At 44.1% G+C, this 17,955-nt stretch carries 17 protein-coding genes and 1 pseudogene; 9 read left to right on the top strand and 9 right to left on the bottom strand.

Features of this window, described 5'->3' with window-relative positions; all coding sequences use genetic code 11:
* Positions 1-2 precede the first annotated feature (2 nt).
* The 6 genes from N483_RS16355 to N483_RS16330 form a co-directional block, all read right to left on the bottom strand.
* On the bottom strand, positions 3-554 hold the full coding sequence (locus tag N483_RS16355; RefSeq protein WP_023399839.1) for an HD domain-containing protein: 552 nt from the start codon (positions 552-554) through the stop codon (positions 3-5).
* Positions 551-1,945, bottom strand: coding sequence for an FAD-dependent oxidoreductase (locus tag N483_RS16350; RefSeq protein WP_023399838.1), 1,395 nt, complete (start codon positions 1,943-1,945; stop codon positions 551-553). The genes N483_RS16355 and N483_RS16350 overlap by 4 nt, the downstream gene beginning before the upstream one ends.
* A complete protein-coding gene (phnX, locus tag N483_RS16345; RefSeq protein WP_023399837.1) occupies positions 1,942-2,748 on the bottom strand; it encodes a phosphonoacetaldehyde hydrolase in 807 nt (268 codons plus the stop codon). The genes N483_RS16350 and phnX overlap by 4 nt, the downstream gene beginning before the upstream one ends.
* Positions 2,745-4,127 carry a DUF5690 family protein gene (locus N483_RS16340; RefSeq protein ID WP_023399836.1) on the bottom strand — a complete coding sequence of 461 codons (1,383 nt, stop codon included), beginning with the start codon at positions 4,125-4,127 and terminating at the stop codon, positions 2,745-2,747. Before N483_RS16340 ends, phnX begins: the two co-directional genes overlap by 4 nt.
* A 61-nt stretch (positions 4,128-4,188) precedes the next feature.
* Entirely contained in the window at positions 4,189-7,026 is a 2,838-nt protein-coding gene (locus tag N483_RS16335; RefSeq protein ID WP_023399835.1) for a TonB-dependent receptor, read from the bottom strand.
* Positions 7,027-7,348: 322 nt separating this feature from the next.
* Positions 7,349-7,903 (bottom strand): TetR/AcrR family transcriptional regulator, encoded by a 555-nt coding sequence (locus N483_RS16330; RefSeq protein WP_023399834.1) that lies wholly within the window; start codon positions 7,901-7,903, stop codon positions 7,349-7,351.
* A 155-nt stretch (positions 7,904-8,058) separates the two neighbouring features.
* Here N483_RS16330 and N483_RS16325 point away from each other — a divergent pair, with 155 nt between their 5' ends.
* From N483_RS16325 to N483_RS16310, 6 genes are all read left to right on the top strand, one after another.
* Positions 8,059-8,475: a hypothetical protein gene (locus N483_RS16325; protein WP_023399833.1), complete on the top strand. Its 417-nt coding sequence runs from the start codon at positions 8,059-8,061 to the stop codon at positions 8,473-8,475.
* A gap of 420 nt (positions 8,476-8,895) precedes the next feature.
* Positions 8,896-9,066 (top strand): hypothetical protein, encoded by a 171-nt coding sequence (locus N483_RS27055; RefSeq protein ID WP_023399832.1) that lies wholly within the window; start codon positions 8,896-8,898, stop codon positions 9,064-9,066.
* Positions 9,067-9,084: 18 nt separating this feature from the next.
* Entirely contained in the window at positions 9,085-9,240 is a 156-nt protein-coding gene (locus N483_RS27050) for a hypothetical protein (protein WP_023399831.1), read from the top strand.
* A gap of 347 nt (positions 9,241-9,587) precedes the next feature.
* Positions 9,588-10,730, top strand: a complete 1,143-nt coding sequence (locus N483_RS16320) for a fibrinogen-like YCDxxxxGGGW domain-containing protein (RefSeq protein WP_023399830.1) — start codon at positions 9,588-9,590, stop codon at positions 10,728-10,730.
* A gap of 488 nt (positions 10,731-11,218) precedes the next feature.
* Complete coding sequence (locus tag N483_RS16315; RefSeq protein WP_023399829.1) at positions 11,219-12,049, top strand: GNAT family N-acetyltransferase; 831 nt, start codon at positions 11,219-11,221, stop codon at positions 12,047-12,049.
* 83 nt (positions 12,050-12,132) lie between these two features.
* Positions 12,133-14,085, top strand: a complete 1,953-nt coding sequence (locus N483_RS16310) for a BCCT family transporter (RefSeq protein ID WP_023399828.1) — start codon at positions 12,133-12,135, stop codon at positions 14,083-14,085.
* 9 nt (positions 14,086-14,094) lie between these two features.
* On the opposite strand, the gene N483_RS16305 is transcribed toward N483_RS16310, so the two are convergent.
* A complete protein-coding gene (locus N483_RS16305; protein WP_023399827.1) occupies positions 14,095-14,580 on the bottom strand; it encodes a MarR family winged helix-turn-helix transcriptional regulator in 486 nt (161 codons plus the stop codon).
* 89 nt (positions 14,581-14,669) lie between these two features.
* On the bottom strand, positions 14,670-15,386 hold the full coding sequence (locus tag N483_RS16300) for a glutamine amidotransferase-related protein (RefSeq protein ID WP_023399826.1): 717 nt from the start codon (positions 15,384-15,386) through the stop codon (positions 14,670-14,672).
* Between the two features lie 163 nt (positions 15,387-15,549).
* Here N483_RS16300 and N483_RS27515 point away from each other — a divergent pair, with 163 nt between their 5' ends.
* Positions 15,550-16,008, top strand: a complete 459-nt coding sequence (locus tag N483_RS27515; protein ID WP_231105469.1) for an AraC family ligand binding domain-containing protein — start codon at positions 15,550-15,552, stop codon at positions 16,006-16,008.
* A 12-nt stretch (positions 16,009-16,020) separates the two neighbouring features.
* A pseudogene (locus N483_RS27510) lies at positions 16,021-16,266 on the top strand (helix-turn-helix transcriptional regulator); the annotation flags it as partial.
* Positions 16,267-16,276: 10 nt separating this feature from the next.
* On the opposite strand, the gene N483_RS16290 reads toward N483_RS27510, so the two are convergent.
* A complete protein-coding gene (locus N483_RS16290; RefSeq protein ID WP_023399824.1) occupies positions 16,277-16,918 on the bottom strand; it encodes an NAD(P)-dependent oxidoreductase in 642 nt (213 codons plus the stop codon).
* 199 nt (positions 16,919-17,117) lie between these two features.
* On the opposite strand from N483_RS16290, the gene N483_RS16285 reads away from it, so the two are divergent.
* Positions 17,118-17,936 carry an arylamine N-acetyltransferase family protein gene (locus N483_RS16285; RefSeq protein WP_023399823.1) on the top strand — a complete coding sequence of 273 codons (819 nt, stop codon included), beginning with the start codon at positions 17,118-17,120 and terminating at the stop codon, positions 17,934-17,936.
* The last annotated feature ends 19 nt before the right edge of the window (positions 17,937-17,955 follow it).

Raw genomic sequence — 17,955 nt, 5'->3', positions numbered from 1 at the left:
CCCTAATTTCCTGTTAACACTTGTTTTGTTATCGCTAACCATGGTGAAAGTGACGTATCGATGGCCTGATTAGGTTTGCCTAAATCATCGTAGCGCCTCAGTTCCATCGCCTGTGAAAAGCAAGCGAGCTGTTCAAAATCACGTGCTTCACTGTCTGTCATTGGTCCGCCTTGCTGTTGCAAAGTTTGCCGGCTCGCATTTGACAACGCGTCTGTCCCGCTGCGCCGCGCGGCATACCGTTTTGCCTCGATATGATAGCGAATTGGTAGATAAACGCTAGCGGCAAAGCCCTTTTGTTGTAACCAATTACTTGCCAAGATGTCGTGGTCGATATGGCCCCATTGATCTAACCCCGCCAATTGATTTTTATCTGCAATAAAATGCCCAATATCATGTAAAAAAGCAGCACATACCATGGTTTTCGGCGCATTTTGTTGTTGCGCATGCCAAGCGCTGCTGATGGCGTGCGTACGTTGGTCGCACGCTTCGCCGTAGGTTTTATCACCAAATTGCTTAAACAAGTGTGCGATGTCTGTAATGGCACTGTCGATCATTTGTCTGCTTTTCCTGCCGCGGCTGCCAACTTTGCCATTTGGCTATCAATCCACCACGGCGCTTTGTTTGCATCTTCAAAACGCTCTTTTCGCTGCACTGAACGCTTGACTAATTGAGCGCCAAGATAACGAATTGGTTCAGGCGGAAACGCCCCCAAAGGGCCTTTTGCCAAACCACACTGAGACCAAAAATTACTCTCGCCCAGCACCAATGACGACAATATTTCACCGCCTAAATAACTTTGCACGACGCCATTACCCGAATAACCCAAACCATAAAAAATATTTGGATTGTCATTGAGCCGACCAAAAAATGGTAAGCCCGTGGCCGAGCGATCTGAAGCCCCCGTCCAACTGGTTTCAAAGCCAGCATCTAATGCTGGAAATAAACGTCGAAAGCTATTGCGCAGCATAGGTTCAAATGCACTTTTTTGCTCAAATGCAGGTAACATTCTGTTTGAATAGGCAAACAAATTGCCACCCTTACCCAACATCAACCTGCCATCAACGCTGGTTCTGTAGTAGTGAACAAATATTCGCGAGTCCGCGACTGCTTTTCCATGGGATAAACCTATGTCCGCCAACGCCTCGTGTTGTGGCTTTGTGATCACCATATCCGAAGACACCAACACATAGTGACGATTAAAGCGCGGAAACATCTGTCCCATCCAGCCGTTGATCGCCATGACGACTTTTTTGGCTTTCACACTGCCCTGTTTGCTTTCCACCCTCGGGCTAACGATTTCATGCAAGCGCTCCATGGGAGTATTTTCGTAAATATTTACACCCAAAGCCAAGGCCACTTTTTTCAGTCCAAGTACCAACTTCCCCGGATGTAAACTTCCAGCCGCGTCAGTCGATATTGCAGCCAGAGTCTGAGCGCTACCAGAGAGTTCAACGGCTTCATTGGATGTTAACTGCGCCCAGCGATTAATGCCGTACTGCGCCAACAAGGAAAGTGGTTGGTACAAGTTGCGCACTTGCGCATCATTTGTCGCAGTATAAATTGCACCGTCAACACGCACATCGGCATCTATTTTGTAGTGCTCGCAAAAGTGCTGAATTGCAAATACCGCTTGCTCTGATGCTTGAACAAGCTGTACGGCTTCACTGACACCAAACAATCTGATCAAGGTATTGAGTTTTGTCGCAAAGGTTAACATACAGCCACCATTGCGCCCTGATGCGCCTTGCCCACAACGTCCCTTTTCTAGCACAGTGACATCGGTATTGGGCGACTGCTGCTTTATCTTGATGGCAGTCCAAAGGCCTGTATAACCGCCGCCAACAATGCACACATCGGTATTGATATTGGCGGTTAATGGCGGCATTGCTTGATCATCAGTCTGTGTTAATGCCTGCTTAAACCAAAAAGGTTGCGTGTGACTCATGGACGTAAGTATCTCGCTCTTTTTGCCATAATTTGTTGGATCACAGGAATTGCATCAGCCAGTGAATCAACAACAAAGTGGGCACCCGCTTGAAACAGCTCACTGTATGCTTTTTCTCTTAACAGGCTCTGTTCCTGTGCAGATAAATCTCGCCACTCAGCCTCGGTCAAACCAATTGCATTGCCAGTTACTGCAAGGCCCACTGTCCACATGCCTGCACGCAGCCCCTCTGTAATACCTGGCGCTGAATCATCAAACTTAATGCAGTTTGCAACGTCATTGATCCCTAACTTTTGTACGTTCTCCAATGCCATCCAAGGGCCTGGTCTTGAACCTATGGTGTCATCACTGGCCACCCAGTAATCCGGCGTATACCCTTGTTTGGCTGCTTCTGGCACTAAGATTTCCATCACTTCCCGTGGGTAACCTGAGCAAGATCCCACTTTTATTTGCTGCGCCTTTAACCAACTGATGGTGTCTAACGCTCCGTTGATAGGTGTTGCGTGTTGTGCAACTTTGGCTTTTTGCAGCGGCATAAACGTTTGATAAATTTCATCGACAATGTCGTCTGTCATTGCTTGACCAAACTTAGCTTGCCAACGCTTGTCTACTGATGGCAATTGACCCAGTGTTTTGATGTGATCCCACTTGCCCATTCCCATCGGCACACGCGCCTCGGCAAGGGAAATATCAAAATCATAGGCCTGTTTAAACGCTTCAACAAAAATGGTTGTCGGGGCAACAGAGCCATAGTCGACGACTGTGCCTGCCCAATCTAAAATAACGGCTTCAATGTGATTCATGTGTTTTCCTTATAAATAAGTTGGCGAGTATTAGCTGATAGTTCTTTGGGTTTTGAAGCCAAAGGTCTCGTGTTACCTTCTGGATGCTGTGTTTGTGATGAGGGCTTGTTTCGCAGTAATCGAATACTGAAATACCCCATTGATGCCATCACCAGCGCGCCCCCTAAGGTTGCGACCAAGTAACAAAGATGGATAAAGAATTCGAGCCAGCTGATATCCGGCGATGCAAACGTTCTGTATAGCAGCATACTGACGCTACCTAGGTAACCTGCGGAGTCAGCGAGATAAATTAAAAAACCCGCATTGGCAGTAGAGCCAACTGCGGAGATCATACGGTCAAATAAAAAGCAGTTGTAAGGTATGTAAGCTATATATAGCCCAGCGCCTAACCACACCATCCAAGTTTTGCCATCGATCCACTGTTGTTCAAAGGCGTAGGTTGTGCCACCTAAAAGTGCACAGCCCAACAAGATAAAGCCGTGGTTACTTAAAAAGGCGTTGGTATTGTTTTTAATCATCACCATGGCAGCCAATACCAACAACACAACCCCGGCAATACGAATCCCAGCATAGGCAAATATCGCTGGCTCTTCACCGTGTCCCAAGGCCTGCCATATCTCCGCTGAAAAGTTATCGCGAAAATCTCGCAGGCCGGTAAACAGTAAAAAGCTGGTGATAAGGAGCAATATGCCGGGGGCATAACGTAAAAAAAATGCCAAGCGCAGCTGTCCATTCATCGGCGCCCGCGCTTGACGTGCTGCTTTATCACTCGTTGACGGGGGCGGTGTTTGCGCCAAAAAATACACAGACAAAAACAGTGGCACAGTGAAAATTGCACCTGTGGCTGCTGGCATCCAATATTCAGTGACATTGAGTTCTAGGATCAGCCACTGCCCGACGGTACGCACTAAGCCAGAGGCAACTATAAACGTGACACTTAAAAAAGCCCCGAGGATCTCAGAAGTTTTTCTGCCTTCCAGAAAGCTAAAAACTATGCCCCAAATCATGCCCAGCGGAACACCGTTTAAAAACATCATCAGCGGTTTAAAAGGCTCAGGGACCAAGGCAAACAGTACCAAGGCGAATTGCGCCACTAACACCAGCGACAACAGGGCCGCCGCTCTTCGATTGGCTGTAAGTTCAGACACTACTTTGATACCAATGAATTTTGACAATAAATAGCCAAAAACTTGCGCAAGTACCAAGGCAATTTTGAAATCGAGTACCCCCATAAAAGCATCAACTTGCTCAAACTTGCCCACTGAAAAAGGTTTGCGAAACGCATACATGCAAAAGTAAGTCATAAATGCCGCTGACGAAGCATAAATTACAAACACAACCGTGTTACTGCGCTGAAGAAAGTTACTGATTAGAGACATTGATCACTTACCTAATATTGAGAGAAGCTGGGAAGGTTAGCCTTCCCAGTTGACAGCGCGATTAAAAGAAGTCGTATTTGAAGCCAACTTGACCACGGATCCCGTAGTATTCAATTTGGTTTGGACGACGTTCTGAGCCAGTGAAGTATTGCAGTGGCTCATCGGTGAGATTATTGAGCTCAATGTAGATCATGGCATTGTCATTGATGTAGTAAGAAGCGGTGGCATCCACACTGGTATAGTCACCATAATAAGTATCTAACATGGTATTGCTACCGTGATCTTCGATGTACTCACCCTTGTGATTTACTGCGATACGAGCGGCAAAGTTACCATCATCGTAATACAGCGCAACGTTGTATAACTCGTCGGCCTGACGAGAGATCTTCACTTTGTCGCTGCGATTTGGGATCTCCATCTCAGAGTCCATCAAAGTAAAGTTAAAGCTCATACCAAAGTCATCGAGTGACTCATTGATAAATGCCAAGCTTGAGTTGGCGGTAAATTCAACGCCATGTAGCCAAGCATCATCACCATTTAACGGGCTTTTTACCGTTACCGAGTTACCGCGGTAACTGCCTTGATAACTCTGAGAAAAAACCGGGTCAATGATCTGTTTGTAGAAGTAACCAACAGCAATTACCCCGGCATCATCAAAGTAGTGCTCGTACATCAAGTCGACATTATTTGAATAGGTTGGGTCTAACTCAGGATTACCTGCGCGTAACTGGTTTTCCATTTCCAAGTAGGTTGCGCCGGGTGATAATTGACCAAAGTCAGGGCGTGCAAAGGTACGCGTTAATGCGAATCGCACATTGGTCATATCATCTTGATGGTAGGTAACGTGAACCGAAGGCAACACAGACCAATAATCTTTGCCACCTTGTTCAGGTTCCACGCTAGTGCCTTGATCATTCTCCACCGCGACATAACCATATACATCGGTTTTGGTTTGTGTCGCGCGCACACCGCCTACAACAGTCCAGTATTCAGACGGCTTATAAGTCGACATACCATATAAGGATAAATGGCTTTCTTCTAAGTCAAAGTTCCGACTCAAACCGCCACCATTTGCCACGACCTCAGAGTCACCATCTAAGAAATTCAACTTGTGTTTATTATCACCCCACCAGCGCTTTAAATCGTTTACTGGGATCACTTGTGAAAAGTGCTTTTGATAATCATGGGAAAAGTTATCGAGAAATTCACCGCGACCTGGCTGGTCAACCAAGCTCACACCTAAGTCTTTAGCCACTTGAGAGAGTGTCGGAGTGGGGCCAAACTGCTCTTCATTCCAGCCATAAAACTTGTCGTAAAAATTGGCGTTACGCTCTTTATCACGGTATTTAAAACCGGTTTTTAGCTCAAGTTGATCTGAATATGTGTGAATAAGATCTAGTTGAGCAACGATCTTATCCCTTTCTTGAATATCAATACCGTACAGTTCAACATCCGCTAACACGGCTTTGTCAGGATCCATCACCCAGTCACTCGGCAAGTGCATGCCAATACCACGGGCGGGATCAGTACCGCCATCAATGGTGTTGTATACTAAATTGCTTCCTACATCTTGGCCATTTCGCACACCAACTTGATTATCAAATTCAACACCTTGCTTAAACTTTACGACGTAGTAAGCATTGTCTTCACCATTTGGAATATCGCCATATTCAAACTGATTGTCATAGGTGCTTAACTTCCACTCTACTCGGGTGTTGAAATCAATATCGTATTCACCACCAAGCTCAAATCCTTTCATTTCGGTGATCAATTCATCGTATATATGCTGAAGCTCTACGCGGTTTTTGTTATAGCGAACACGGTGTTTGTAGTGAGTTTCTTCATCTGACAAGGTGCCATACATGGCCGACGCATACACTAAGCCATTGTCCAGTAGATACTCACCCGACATATTTAAACCGTAGGTTTTACGTGTTCCAGTGTAGTCGCGCAGCTCTAGACGATGCACACCTGCAATGCCGTCATCATCGATTGCTCTGCGAGGTTCATAATTATCGGTTGCCCAATCACGCTCCCACGCCGTGGCGTTGATCAAAAAGCCAAATTTATCGTCCTCAGAGCGGTCGCCATATAGCATGTTAAATGAATAACTGCCCCCTTCTGCTTTTTCAGCACCACCAACTCCCACGTTCACCGATAACATGCGCTCATCTGGTGCACGGCGCGTAACGAAGTTGATGTTACCGCCAATTGCGTCCCCTTCCATATCGGGCGTGATCGCTTTTGAGACCTCAACCAACTCAATCATATCAGTAGGGAAAAAATCAAAAGCCACAGCACGACTTGTGGTTTCTTCTTCTGCGGTAGGCAGGCGGTCGCCGTTCATTGAGGTCGAATTCCACTGAGAAGGTAGGCCGCGTATCGCAACAAAACGCCCTTCGCCTTGGTCGCGCTCAATCGACACACCCGGCATACGCTGAACAGCTTCGGCGGCATTACGGTCTGGCAGTTTTCCGATGCCATCAGCAGACATCACATTTTTAATGTTGTCCGACTCTTTTTGCATGTTAGTTGCCATCATGGCACCGCGACGCATGTGACCAACTGCCACCACTTCCTCCATGGTGGCTTCATTGATATTTAAACTTAAACTACCTAAATCCAACATTTCGCCATCAACGACTGTAATATCAAAATCAGATGACGGATAACCTAAATACTCAACACGCAATGTGTGCTTACCAGCAGGCAAACGAGATAAGTTAAATTGCCCTTGATGATCTGTCGACGTTTTTGATTTTGTGCCGACAACTGAAATTTTTGCTCCTGATAAAATGCCTGACGCATCAGTCACTAAACCTGTTATCGAACCATCAGCTAGCGCAGAAAAACTGCTCATCGCCAATACACCCGCCGCAATAGATGTTAGTTTGTTCATGTTTACCCCGAGAAAGTGAGTTTAATATTTATTGGTCTAGACCAGATTTTTAGGAACAGTGTATGGGGCATGTGTGACATTAATATGTCGCATTTTTTAAACTGTGATTAATCGGGACAATTACCCAAGCTAATTTAGGTATGTTTATTTGCAGGAGAGGATTAAAAATATCATCGGAGTCTGTACTGAATTGACATGTTATCTATTGTCCATATGGGATTAAACAGCGGCCTACGGCGACTTTGTAAAGAGCTATTCACTCATTGAGACTAATATTTTGAGTGCGTGATCGACGCACTCAACTAACAAGCAGCGAGTTTAATTATACTTTTTTAACTGCTTGTTGAACTGCATCGGCGATTTCATCTGCAAGCGCTGGGTCCTTTACGGCTCTAGCCAAAGTCACGCCACCTATCAACATGGCAAGTGTTGCCCAAACATTCGTGTCATTATCACCATCCAGCATATCTTTACCTTGATCAAAGGTCTCCACAACTTTTGTTAATTCATTTTGAAACACTTCCCGTGTTTCTTCACCAGAACGCAAAACCTCAGGGGTCAGGCTTTGCAGTGCGCAGCTGTCACTCAGCTCACTGCATCTTTTTTCCCCTAAATAAAATGCTACAAACTCATCAAGCCACTGCTGTGCGTGTATATCTTGAAAATGTTGAATTGCCTGCTCTGTTTGACGAACCCCACCAGTGACCACTTCGCGAAATGCTTTGGGCTTAGAACCAAAGTGTGCATAAAAAGCACCAGACGTGACACCTGCACCGCTTGCAAGCCCGTTGACACCCGCACCATCATAGCCATATTGGCGAAAAGTTTTATGCATTGACTCCAAAATACGCTGGTGCGTTTGCTCTTTTTTACTCATCACGTAATTCCCCTCTACTTAGCGTAATCATCATTATATCAATTGAAATATAACGGTCACTATAAAATCGTTTGACAATATAGCGATCGCTATATTATGGTTTTATATAGTGATCACTATATTTTAAACTAACCCTAATCAATTGGAGAAAATATATGCCACTTACACTGACACTCACAGAAGGCGCTTTGCCTGAAGGAAAACTCAAACTGGCTGTTGCCAAAATTACAGATTCAATGCTGAAATGGCATGAACTCACGGATAACAAAGTGATGAAGCCCAATATCACGGCCATCGTGCAAACACTGCCGAAAAACTCAACGTTTTCAGGTGCAGAAGAGTTTTTAGGCGTATGGGTCGAGTGGAAAGTGCCCTCATTTGCATTCACCGAACGGGCAGTTCAAATCGGCTTTGGCAAAGAAGTAACCGAGATCATTCATCAACTTTCTGGGTATAGGCAGCCCAAAGAAAACATCTACATCAATGTCGTACATGCCGTGGATGGTTCATGGAACTTCAATGGCACCGCGATGACCAACGAGCAAATAGGACAAGCAATAGCCCTAGGTTGATTGGCCTAATACTGTGTCTATCAGTTTGATGTAAATAGATAGATTAGCGCCTTAACAGCCATAATATATGCACTCGAATAGACGCTAGGTTTAAAGAAGTCCACCACAATTAGCAATGTTCATAATGTCGCAGGATCGCGCTATTTGAAGTTGTGCAGATGAGCGAAATAAATGAACTTAAAAGCGGGCTCTGACAATAGCTTTGCGATATTTAACTTTGAGTCAGAGCCCCAGATAAACCTTGAATGTCATACCTATATTGGCAATAAACCACCTTGACATAATGTCACTGGTATTTTTCCTCTAAGTTGACATTTGACTAATTCGAAATCATCGGGTACAAATTTCATACAGAACCATAACAAAACCGCACATGGTTCAATTTTTCACAGTGAAACATAAAATAAGGAAAGTTCTACAATGAAACTCACAATTAAGAAAAACAAACTCAAAGATCTGACGAAAAACGATGTGGTTATTTCTGACAAAGTAACACCGCAGATCGGTGGTGCTCTGCCGCCAGCAAGCCACTTTTGTGATACTAAAGGTCAATGCAACACCCATACTTGGGTGACTTTTTACTGCCATTAATGAAACAAGGAAATGAAAATGAAAATTCAATTAATCAAAAAAGATTTAAAACGCCTTACTAATGATGCCCAGTTTTTACCTGCAGAATTTACCCCAGAAGTAGCAGGCGGAAAACCAAGAGATTCGGCCTACACACACTTTTGTACTGTGTTAAGTGTGTGCCGCACACGCTAAAAACATGGTCGATAACCAAGCAGAAATAGGTTATCGACCTTTCGACAATTCTTGTCTCGTATTAAGCATGTCAAAGCCTCACTTTTGATTTAAAGCTATCACTGTTTATTTCAGTAAAGACACATACAGATTTTGGCCTAAACCCCGCAAGCACTTCATAACAAACGTTGCTCGCAATCGCGTTATTATGGCCTTTATAAGCAAACCTAACTATTTAATGTTATTATCTTTTTCATAAAATCCGTTGCTATCTCGAATATCCAACCATCTACTGATACTGTATTACGAAGTATTTCTGTATCCTCCATAAAAAATTACATAATCCCATAAATCTCAAAGGACACACTATGAATGTAAAATCGCTTGTTGCCGCGCTCACCTGCACTTTCGTTTCCTACAGCAGTTACGCTGCCACCAATATTGCACAATTCATCGACAATCAAGGTAATACCAATATCAACACGCCATCTGCGACCCCTTATGTGTTTAACCATACAGATATTGGTTCCGTCAAAATTACCCAGCAAGGGAGTAAGTTTTTTGTAGAAGACGCCGGGATTTATCGTGTCAATTATTCGCTCAGTTGGCGCACGTCAGGTGTGGGCGCATCTGCAAGACGCCAAGTTAAAACTTACATAATGACCAATGGTACAGATATCTCCGCCACCTCTTACGAGTACGCACGAATTGAAAACTACGCTGAAAACGCCACCAACCAAGGTAATTTTTTACTTGAGTTAAATGCAGGCGATTACATTGAGCTTATCCACACTGCGTCATCAGACAACCTCAATGAAGCACTCTCAAATCCGGGCGAAAGCTGGATTGCTTTAGAGTTTGTCAGTACCAGAGAAGAAAACGGCCAGTATCCAAAATCGTGTTTAGAGATAAAACAAAATAAACCGTCAAGCAAAAGTGGCACCTATACCATAGATCCAGATGGCACTGACGGTGAAGCACACTTTGATGTGTACTGTGATATGGCCACAGAAGGTGGCGGTTGGACCTTGATCTCAAAGTATTCAGGTATTGGCGGTCAATGTAGCTATCCAGATTTTAACGCCTGTAATCTTGAAGGCATGTCACATGCAGGACTAACCCAAAGTGCCAAGTTAAACCACAATGCCATTATTGCGCTCGTAGATGGACGAAGCGACGCCCTGTTTAGAGCGAAAAGCACCTTTGACGATACAGTGATCAAAAGAGTGGATGGCGGTGACCCATTTGCCACAGTAAAAGTTGGCGACAAATTTGCCTGTCGAGATATCGCGCAATCAAATTGGCATAATTATTCAATTGACGGTCTAGTTCAATACCCGACACGTTTGACAACTTGGACCACGAACCTCACTTATGTTGGCAAAAGTGATCAAGTAACCCAGTGTGGCAACGGGATCACATTTGAAAGTGAGCGCTTTCCTGCACTGCATGCCATTGATGCGGGCTCTACCAGCGCGCCGACTGTACAGGGTGCCTTTTATATAAAATAAAACGGGCGCTCGCTTTGCTTTATGGTCAGCCTTAATTCTAGGCTGACCTGCTTATACCTCTGTTTTATCTCAATAAAACTACTGCTGCAATCAAGAAATAACGGGCTTTTATTTCCTTAGAGCAAATCTAGGGAAGTAAAAGTAGCCCGAACATCAGAATGATTTTTCCACAATTAAACACACTAATGCGCCGCCGTTTTCAAGCCTACTCCCCTTATCAGGTATACTTTTTATTGGCCCCATATTAATTACAGCTAAAAATAAAAAGTAAGTTTTATAAAGGTAAATAAATTAACGAACGAGATATTAAGCGCAATTATCAATTACTTTGAAAAAGTAAAAATACAGAAAAATAGGGCCCTTCAAGCCTGTCACACGTAATGAAGTTTAATACGTCTTTAATTGTGAACACTAAAAAGTTACAATACAAATTATTAGAACTCTAATTAAAAGAGTTTCTACCTACTAAAACAGGCAATGAGGGTCACATGAACACTTGCAAAGCAATGCCACTATTGCCGAATGACAATCAACATAAATTGTTGGCATTAGAGGTACTCGCCCAACATATTTGTGACAAAACACTTAGCCACATAGATCACACGGCCAGTGAACACGGCGCAACTAAGATTCTACTGAAAGTTCAAGAATCCAACTCTCTGCCTTTATTGTCTAATGGTTATCAAATAGAAGCGACAATCCCCAAGTTCTATAACAAAGAAGATGCCATATACGTCGCAAAATTCTTAGAAAACCAGCGTCAAATTGAACCTCAAGGGGAAGTATATGATGACGTATTGGATCACGTGATTGCTAGCACTGAAAGCTGGGGTAACGAGGAGCAAAATATCTCCTTGGCACGCCAAGCTCATAGCGCGGATGCTCGAAACATCGCAAAGTTATTCGCCAACAATAGAGCTGCATATTCGAATAAACAACATGATGAAGCCGCTGTGGTGGCAAATATCAGAGCAAAACATATCTACTTTGTGATCGAGTATTTAAACAATATAGTTGCAGTCGTGCACATCAAGCTCGATAAATCGACACACAGTGCCTTCATTCAAGAACTGGTTGTAGCAAACTTTGTTAAAAATCAGAGAATGGCCACAACACTCGTGGACTTTGCGCTCATGCAATTGCGCCACACAAACACCACAAAAATACACTGTCACTGCCTTTCAGGAGATTACGCCATGAATAAAGTGATGGCTCGCCACGAATTTAATTTTGGTGGGCGCTTAGCAAATCAACTTGTTATCAAAGACCAATTTCAATCTGTGAATATTTGGTCAAAACATCTAAATGCAGCCAATTGAACGCATTTAGTCCACTGCTTACATAGTTATTTTCACCTTTAAACTAGCAAAATAATTTGTAGTCTAATTAATAGAGTTTCACTATGAAAAAAGACAACTCCTTGCTCAATCTCCCCGTTTTTTACACCTCCTCAGCAGTTGTACTAGCGCTGGTGATTTTTGCCGTTTTAAGCCCATCCGCGGCTTCCTCATTATTTTCCATCACTCAGTCAGCTATTACCCAAAATGGCAGTTGGTTTTACGTTTTAACTGTCGCCATCATTTTAGGCTTGGTCGCGTATTTAAGTATGTCTCGATTTGGTGAGATTAAGCTCGGGCCTGACCATTCAGATCCTGACTACAGCTTCTCAACTTGGCTGGCTATGTTATTTGCCGCCGGTATGGGGATCGGGCTGATGTTTTTTGGTGTCGCTGAACCTGTTATGCACTTTGTTTCGCCACCAACGCAAGAGAGTGGTTCGCTAGAAGCCATTAAAGAGGCCATGAAAATAACCTTTTTCCATTGGGGTTTTCACGCTTGGGCCATCTATGCCATTGTTGCGATGATTTTGGCTTACTTTAGCTACCGTCACAAATTGCCACTGACGCTGCGTTCAGCGTTGTACCCTATCATTGGAGATAGGATCCATGGCGGAATTGGTCACGCAGTAGATATTTTTGCTGTGGTCGGTACCGTGTTTGGTGTTGCTACTTCACTGGGTCTAGGGGCGGCACAAGTCAATGCTGGACTCGCCTACTTATTCTCATTTGATGTCTCTGTACAAAATCAAGTCATCATCATGATCACCATCACTGCACTGGCGTCCGTATCTGTTGCAACAGGGTTAGATAAAGGAATAAAAATTTTATCGCAAACCAATATGATATTGGCCGTGGTATTGCTGGCACTTATTTTCTTTATCGGCCCAAGTGTATTTCTACTCCAAGCTTACGTGCAAAATGTAGGAGAGTATTTATCCGATATTGTGTCTACCACCTTTAACCTGTATGCCTATGAAAAGAAAGATTGGATAGGCGGTTGGACTATTTTCTACTGGGGTTGGTGGCTAGCGTGGGCACCTTTTGTCGGGTTGTTTATCGCTCGTATCTCCAAAGGCCGAACCATTCGTGAGTTTGTCATTGGCGTAACCTGTATTCCAACCGCTTTTACCCTGTTGTGGATGACCATTTTTGGCAATTCAGCATTGGCGATGATTTATGAGCAGAGTAAAACGAGCATATCAGACATGGTGAGTAACAACTCCGCTGTGGCGCTGTTTGTATTTTTAGAAAACTTCCCAATGTCGGAGTTTTTGATCGGTCTATCTATCATTATGATTGTGGTATTTTTTGTTACTTCATGTGATTCTGGGGCTATGGTTATTGATATGCTGTGTTCAAACGGTAATAACAATACACCGCTGTGGCAACGCCTGTTCTGGTCCATCGGTGTTGGTGTTGTTGCAGCTTCGCTAAGCCTTGCAGGCGGTTTAGATGCGCTACAAACGTTGACGATTGTCAGTGCCCTCCCCTTTTCATTGGTATTACTGGTCGCTTGTTATGGGCTGATCCGTGCACTGCGTATTGATGACGCCAAACGCAGTACACATACTATGCCCATGACTTTTGATAACCAGGTAAACGATGAACAAACTTGGCAAGAAAGCTTAGCGCTACTCATCGCGACACCAGCTAAAGGCAAGGTCGACAAGTTTATTCTAAAAGACGTGAAACCTGCACTAAAAAAAGTCCGTGATGAATTTGATAATAACCAAGTGGATGCTGAGGTTAAGGTGAACAATGCCGCGGTGATCTTGACCGTGCATCATGGCGATGAACATGACTTTGTCTATGGCGTATACAAAAGTGAGGCTCTGCAACCGGACTTTACCCAAAATGATATCACTGATAGCGACTCATACTATCGGGCTGAAGTGTATTTAAGTGAAGGCGGCCAAAACTATGACATTATGGGCTGGTCAGAAAGTGCAATTATCAATGATGTGCTAGCACAGTACCAAAAGCACCTCCACTTTTTGAATGTGCTACGAGAGTAGCACTTCTATTTATTTTCCCGATTCGGTTTGGCTCATCGGTGCAATTTCAAGCACCGGTGCAGCGTCAAGTTCATTGGCATCCATCATGGTTGCGATACGCTGCATGGAAGACAACAACAAAGATTGCTCCCACTCTTCTAGTTCACAAAAATTCTGAATAAAGTGCTCTTGCAATGGTTGCGGTGCATCAATTAGTAAACTTTTTCCCTGCTGGGATAAAAATAAACTCACACGACGCTTATCCAAAGAACTACGCACTCGCTCCACGATATTTCGACTCTCTAGGCGGTCAAGTATATTCGTCACGGTCGCGGCACTGAGGTTAACATTTTTGGCAATTTGGCTTGCCGTCACACCTTTAACTCGCGCTATTTCTTGCATAATAAGTAGTTGAGGACCCGTTAACCCCGATGACTTATTGAGCTGTTTAGAGTGCAAGTCAATGGCACGGATCACTTTTCTTATTGAGACTAATAGTTCTTCGTACTTTTCCATTTAATAACGCTACCGATAAATACCAACAACCGCAGTATAATCCGATTAAACCCGTTGAACCACAATAATTAAGCACTACAAACTCGGGATCATGAAGTGCTTAAATAACGCGCCACTAGCTTGTCTAAGAACAATGCTAGCATCTTGTTCATATGCGTGTAGTCATGAGCGATGATGCGCTCAGGTGGCTCGACATAAGGGTCACTACCTGCATCACTGAAATCCTCATTCTCTATCAACATACCAACCACTTCAGTGGTTAACTCCAAATGACACTGAAATCCGTATACCAACGGTTGATACTCAACAATTTGCCTTGGGCACCCACTACTGCTTGCTAGCACCTTTGCGGATGCCGTTAAGCCAGGCATATCATTGTGCCAATGCCCAACCTCCATACTTGGCGAAAAATGATTGAACAAGGGATGGCCGCAGCCTTCATCGCTCAGGACTATGGGAAATTTACCAATCTCTCGCTCTGGGCTAGGTTCAAATTTTGCGCCTAGCGTTTCACCAATCAATTGCGCGCCTAAGCAAACACCGATGACCATTTTGTTTTCTTTGATAGCGCGTGCAATGACCGCCTGCTCTGCTTGAGCATTAAAATGAGGGCAATCCAAAGCGCTGGTCGCTGGGCTTTGCGGCCCTCCCATAACCACCAACATGTCTATATCATCATTACACTGTGGCAGTGCTTGTCCCTCATAGAGACGAGAGTAACTGATCTTCGCGCCTATTGAATTACCCCAATCTTCAAATGCGCCGGGCGCTTCAAAATGTTCGTGTACAATAAAGTGGATCCGCATCACTTTGTTCCTATCATTGCTTGATGCGATTATCCTATAACAATTTGCTCTGGCTTAATTTAAACTAAAAGACATAAAACATCGAAAAACCGCCAACAGTATGGATGCCAATCAGCTCATAGCACAACACCCTGACCAAGCAGCTCTCTCAAAGCACCTTATCATGCCAGCGGGTTTCGTCGATAAATGGCATCAGCATCCATGGCATCAGGTGATATTTCCGCGCTCGGGGTTAATACAATCACAAAGCGATGGCAACCAGGTGGTACTGCCCCATAACGCGTTACTTTTTGTGCCCGCCAACACTTGGCACACCTCTGAGGCTATTTGTGATACCCAATTCTTGGCTGTGTATATCAATCCAAGTATAGAAGCCGGGTTTCCTGCACATGCTCAAACTTGTTTAGTAACCCCTTTTTTAAAAGCCCTTATTTTGGAAATAATTGGTCAGATTGAAAATGCAAAAGCGCAGATAATACATCATCTTTTGCAAGTACTGGGCGACCAGCTAGCCACTGCACAAACGTATACTATCCCCTTGCTTACGCCAAAAGATAGACGTTTGAGTGCAATCTTCACGACGCTAATCGATGCACCAGAAACGCCTTATACTCTCGCATAGTGGGCTCGACAAGTCGGCGCGTCAGAGCGAACATTAAGCAGGTTAATCGCAAAGGAATTTCAGCAATCATTTAGTGCTTGGCGTCAACATATCCGCCTCGTTTTATCACTGCGCCTGCTGCAAAGTGAGCGAAGTGTACATGACATCGCACTGACATTAGGCTACAAATCTGACTCAGCCTATATATGCGCTTTCAAAAAACTATTTAGACAAACACCGAATCAATATCGAAAGCTGACCCTTGCCTCAGACCTATAAATCCGTATTACTAGTACCCGGCAGTAAACGCTTTGCCCACATATTGAGCAGTCTCAGCCTCATCGATTAATGCACACGCAAAGTCTTGCCAAGAAATATGTGATTTACCTGTATTGTCCACCAACAATTCACCTTCACTCACTCTATATTGCCCCGTGCGCTCACCAACTCCTATCAAGGCTGAAGGGCTGGCGTAGCTCCAATTTTGATTGTGGTGGGCGACACAAAGCTGATATTGCTCAAAACAGGCTTGTGCTATGTCTTTCCAACCTGCGGGGACTAAGGATTCATCATTCAGAACCAGCTGACCATCAGAATTAGGAACCGTTAAACAGGCCGCTCCACCGACCAATAATAGTCGTGTATGTGTTTCTCTTAGCCCGGTTAACAAGGCTTCAGCAATATTGATAAGCTGTTTCTCTTGCCCTGCTGTTGGGCGCGTTGCACTGATCACTAAATCTTGTCCCTCACTGAGGCGGATCACATCGCCAATATTGTTCACATCACCTACTTGCGCAAACGCCTGCGCAGGTAGCTCTGCGACTTTACGTGGATCCCTTGTTACCGCGGTTACTTGGTGACCACGAAGGATAGCCTCGGCCACGACCGCTTGACCCACATTACCTGTTGCACCGAATACTGTGATACGCATTTGCTTCTCCTTTGAGTTATTTTGCGTTAACAACACACTCAATTTAACCTCTCGTGAGCGTTAAGAAATTAACCTAGGTTTAGTGCAAACAGCATTGAGTAAAAAAATAAAAATAACCTCAAAATAAACCTAGGTTCATTACAGCATGCTCCACCGCGATTAAGCTGGGTACTCTTCTGAATGACAAGGAATAAAAGCGATGACTGATCTGCAAATTGTGAACGAATACCTAACCGATTTGGCGCTTTCGAACCACCCGCTTGACGAAACTTTTTTAGCACAACTGCAAAGCAGACATATTGCCAAGCACACCTTCAACAGCGTATCAGCGGTGTTAAAACAGCCTTTACCCTTAGATATTGCACACCTGTTTACTAAGATCACCAAAAAGCAATTTGGTGGATACTGCTTTGAACACAATAAGCTGGCCTTCCACGTCTTAGAACACTTAGGTTTTGACGTAAAACTGCTGCTCGCTAAAGTTGTTTACAACAGAGATGTAGAGGTGCCAAGGACACACAGAGCCACGTTAGTCACCTATCAAGGTGAACAGTATTTATTTGATGTTGGATTTGGCCCCCAAGGAGCTATATACCCACTCAAGTTGAAGTTAGATGTGTCACAACCACAAGGTCATATGACTTACCGGATCACTCAGAATCAGGCGCAAGATTACTGTTTTCAGGTATTGAAGAATGGCGAATTTTTTACGCTGTATACATTTGATCTCAACTATTACAGCGAAGCTGACTGCGAACTGAGCCACTTCTATTCACATAAGCACCCCAATGCTGCGTTTGTGAATAACCTAGTTGTCAGCCGAAAGACGCTAGATGAAACCCACTCTTTGAGAAATGGCGAATACCACCATATTACGTCCTCACATACAGAAATCACAAAAATAGAGAGTGCTGCGCAGTTACACCAATTACTCCAAGTGCAGTTTTCGTTAAATTTGGACGAAGCCGTCTGTGCTTATTTATTTAGTAAGTTTTCGCAGCAAGCACAGGCAAGCTAACCAATTACCTAGGTGAGAA

Source organism: Pseudoalteromonas luteoviolacea NCIMB 1944, assembly GCF_001625565.1.
In the GTDB taxonomy this organism is placed as follows: Bacteria; Pseudomonadota; Gammaproteobacteria; order Enterobacterales; family Alteromonadaceae; genus Pseudoalteromonas; species Pseudoalteromonas luteoviolacea_F.
The sequence above is the reverse complement of the archived record's forward strand: the minus strand, read 5'-3'. Positions and strand labels throughout refer to the sequence as shown.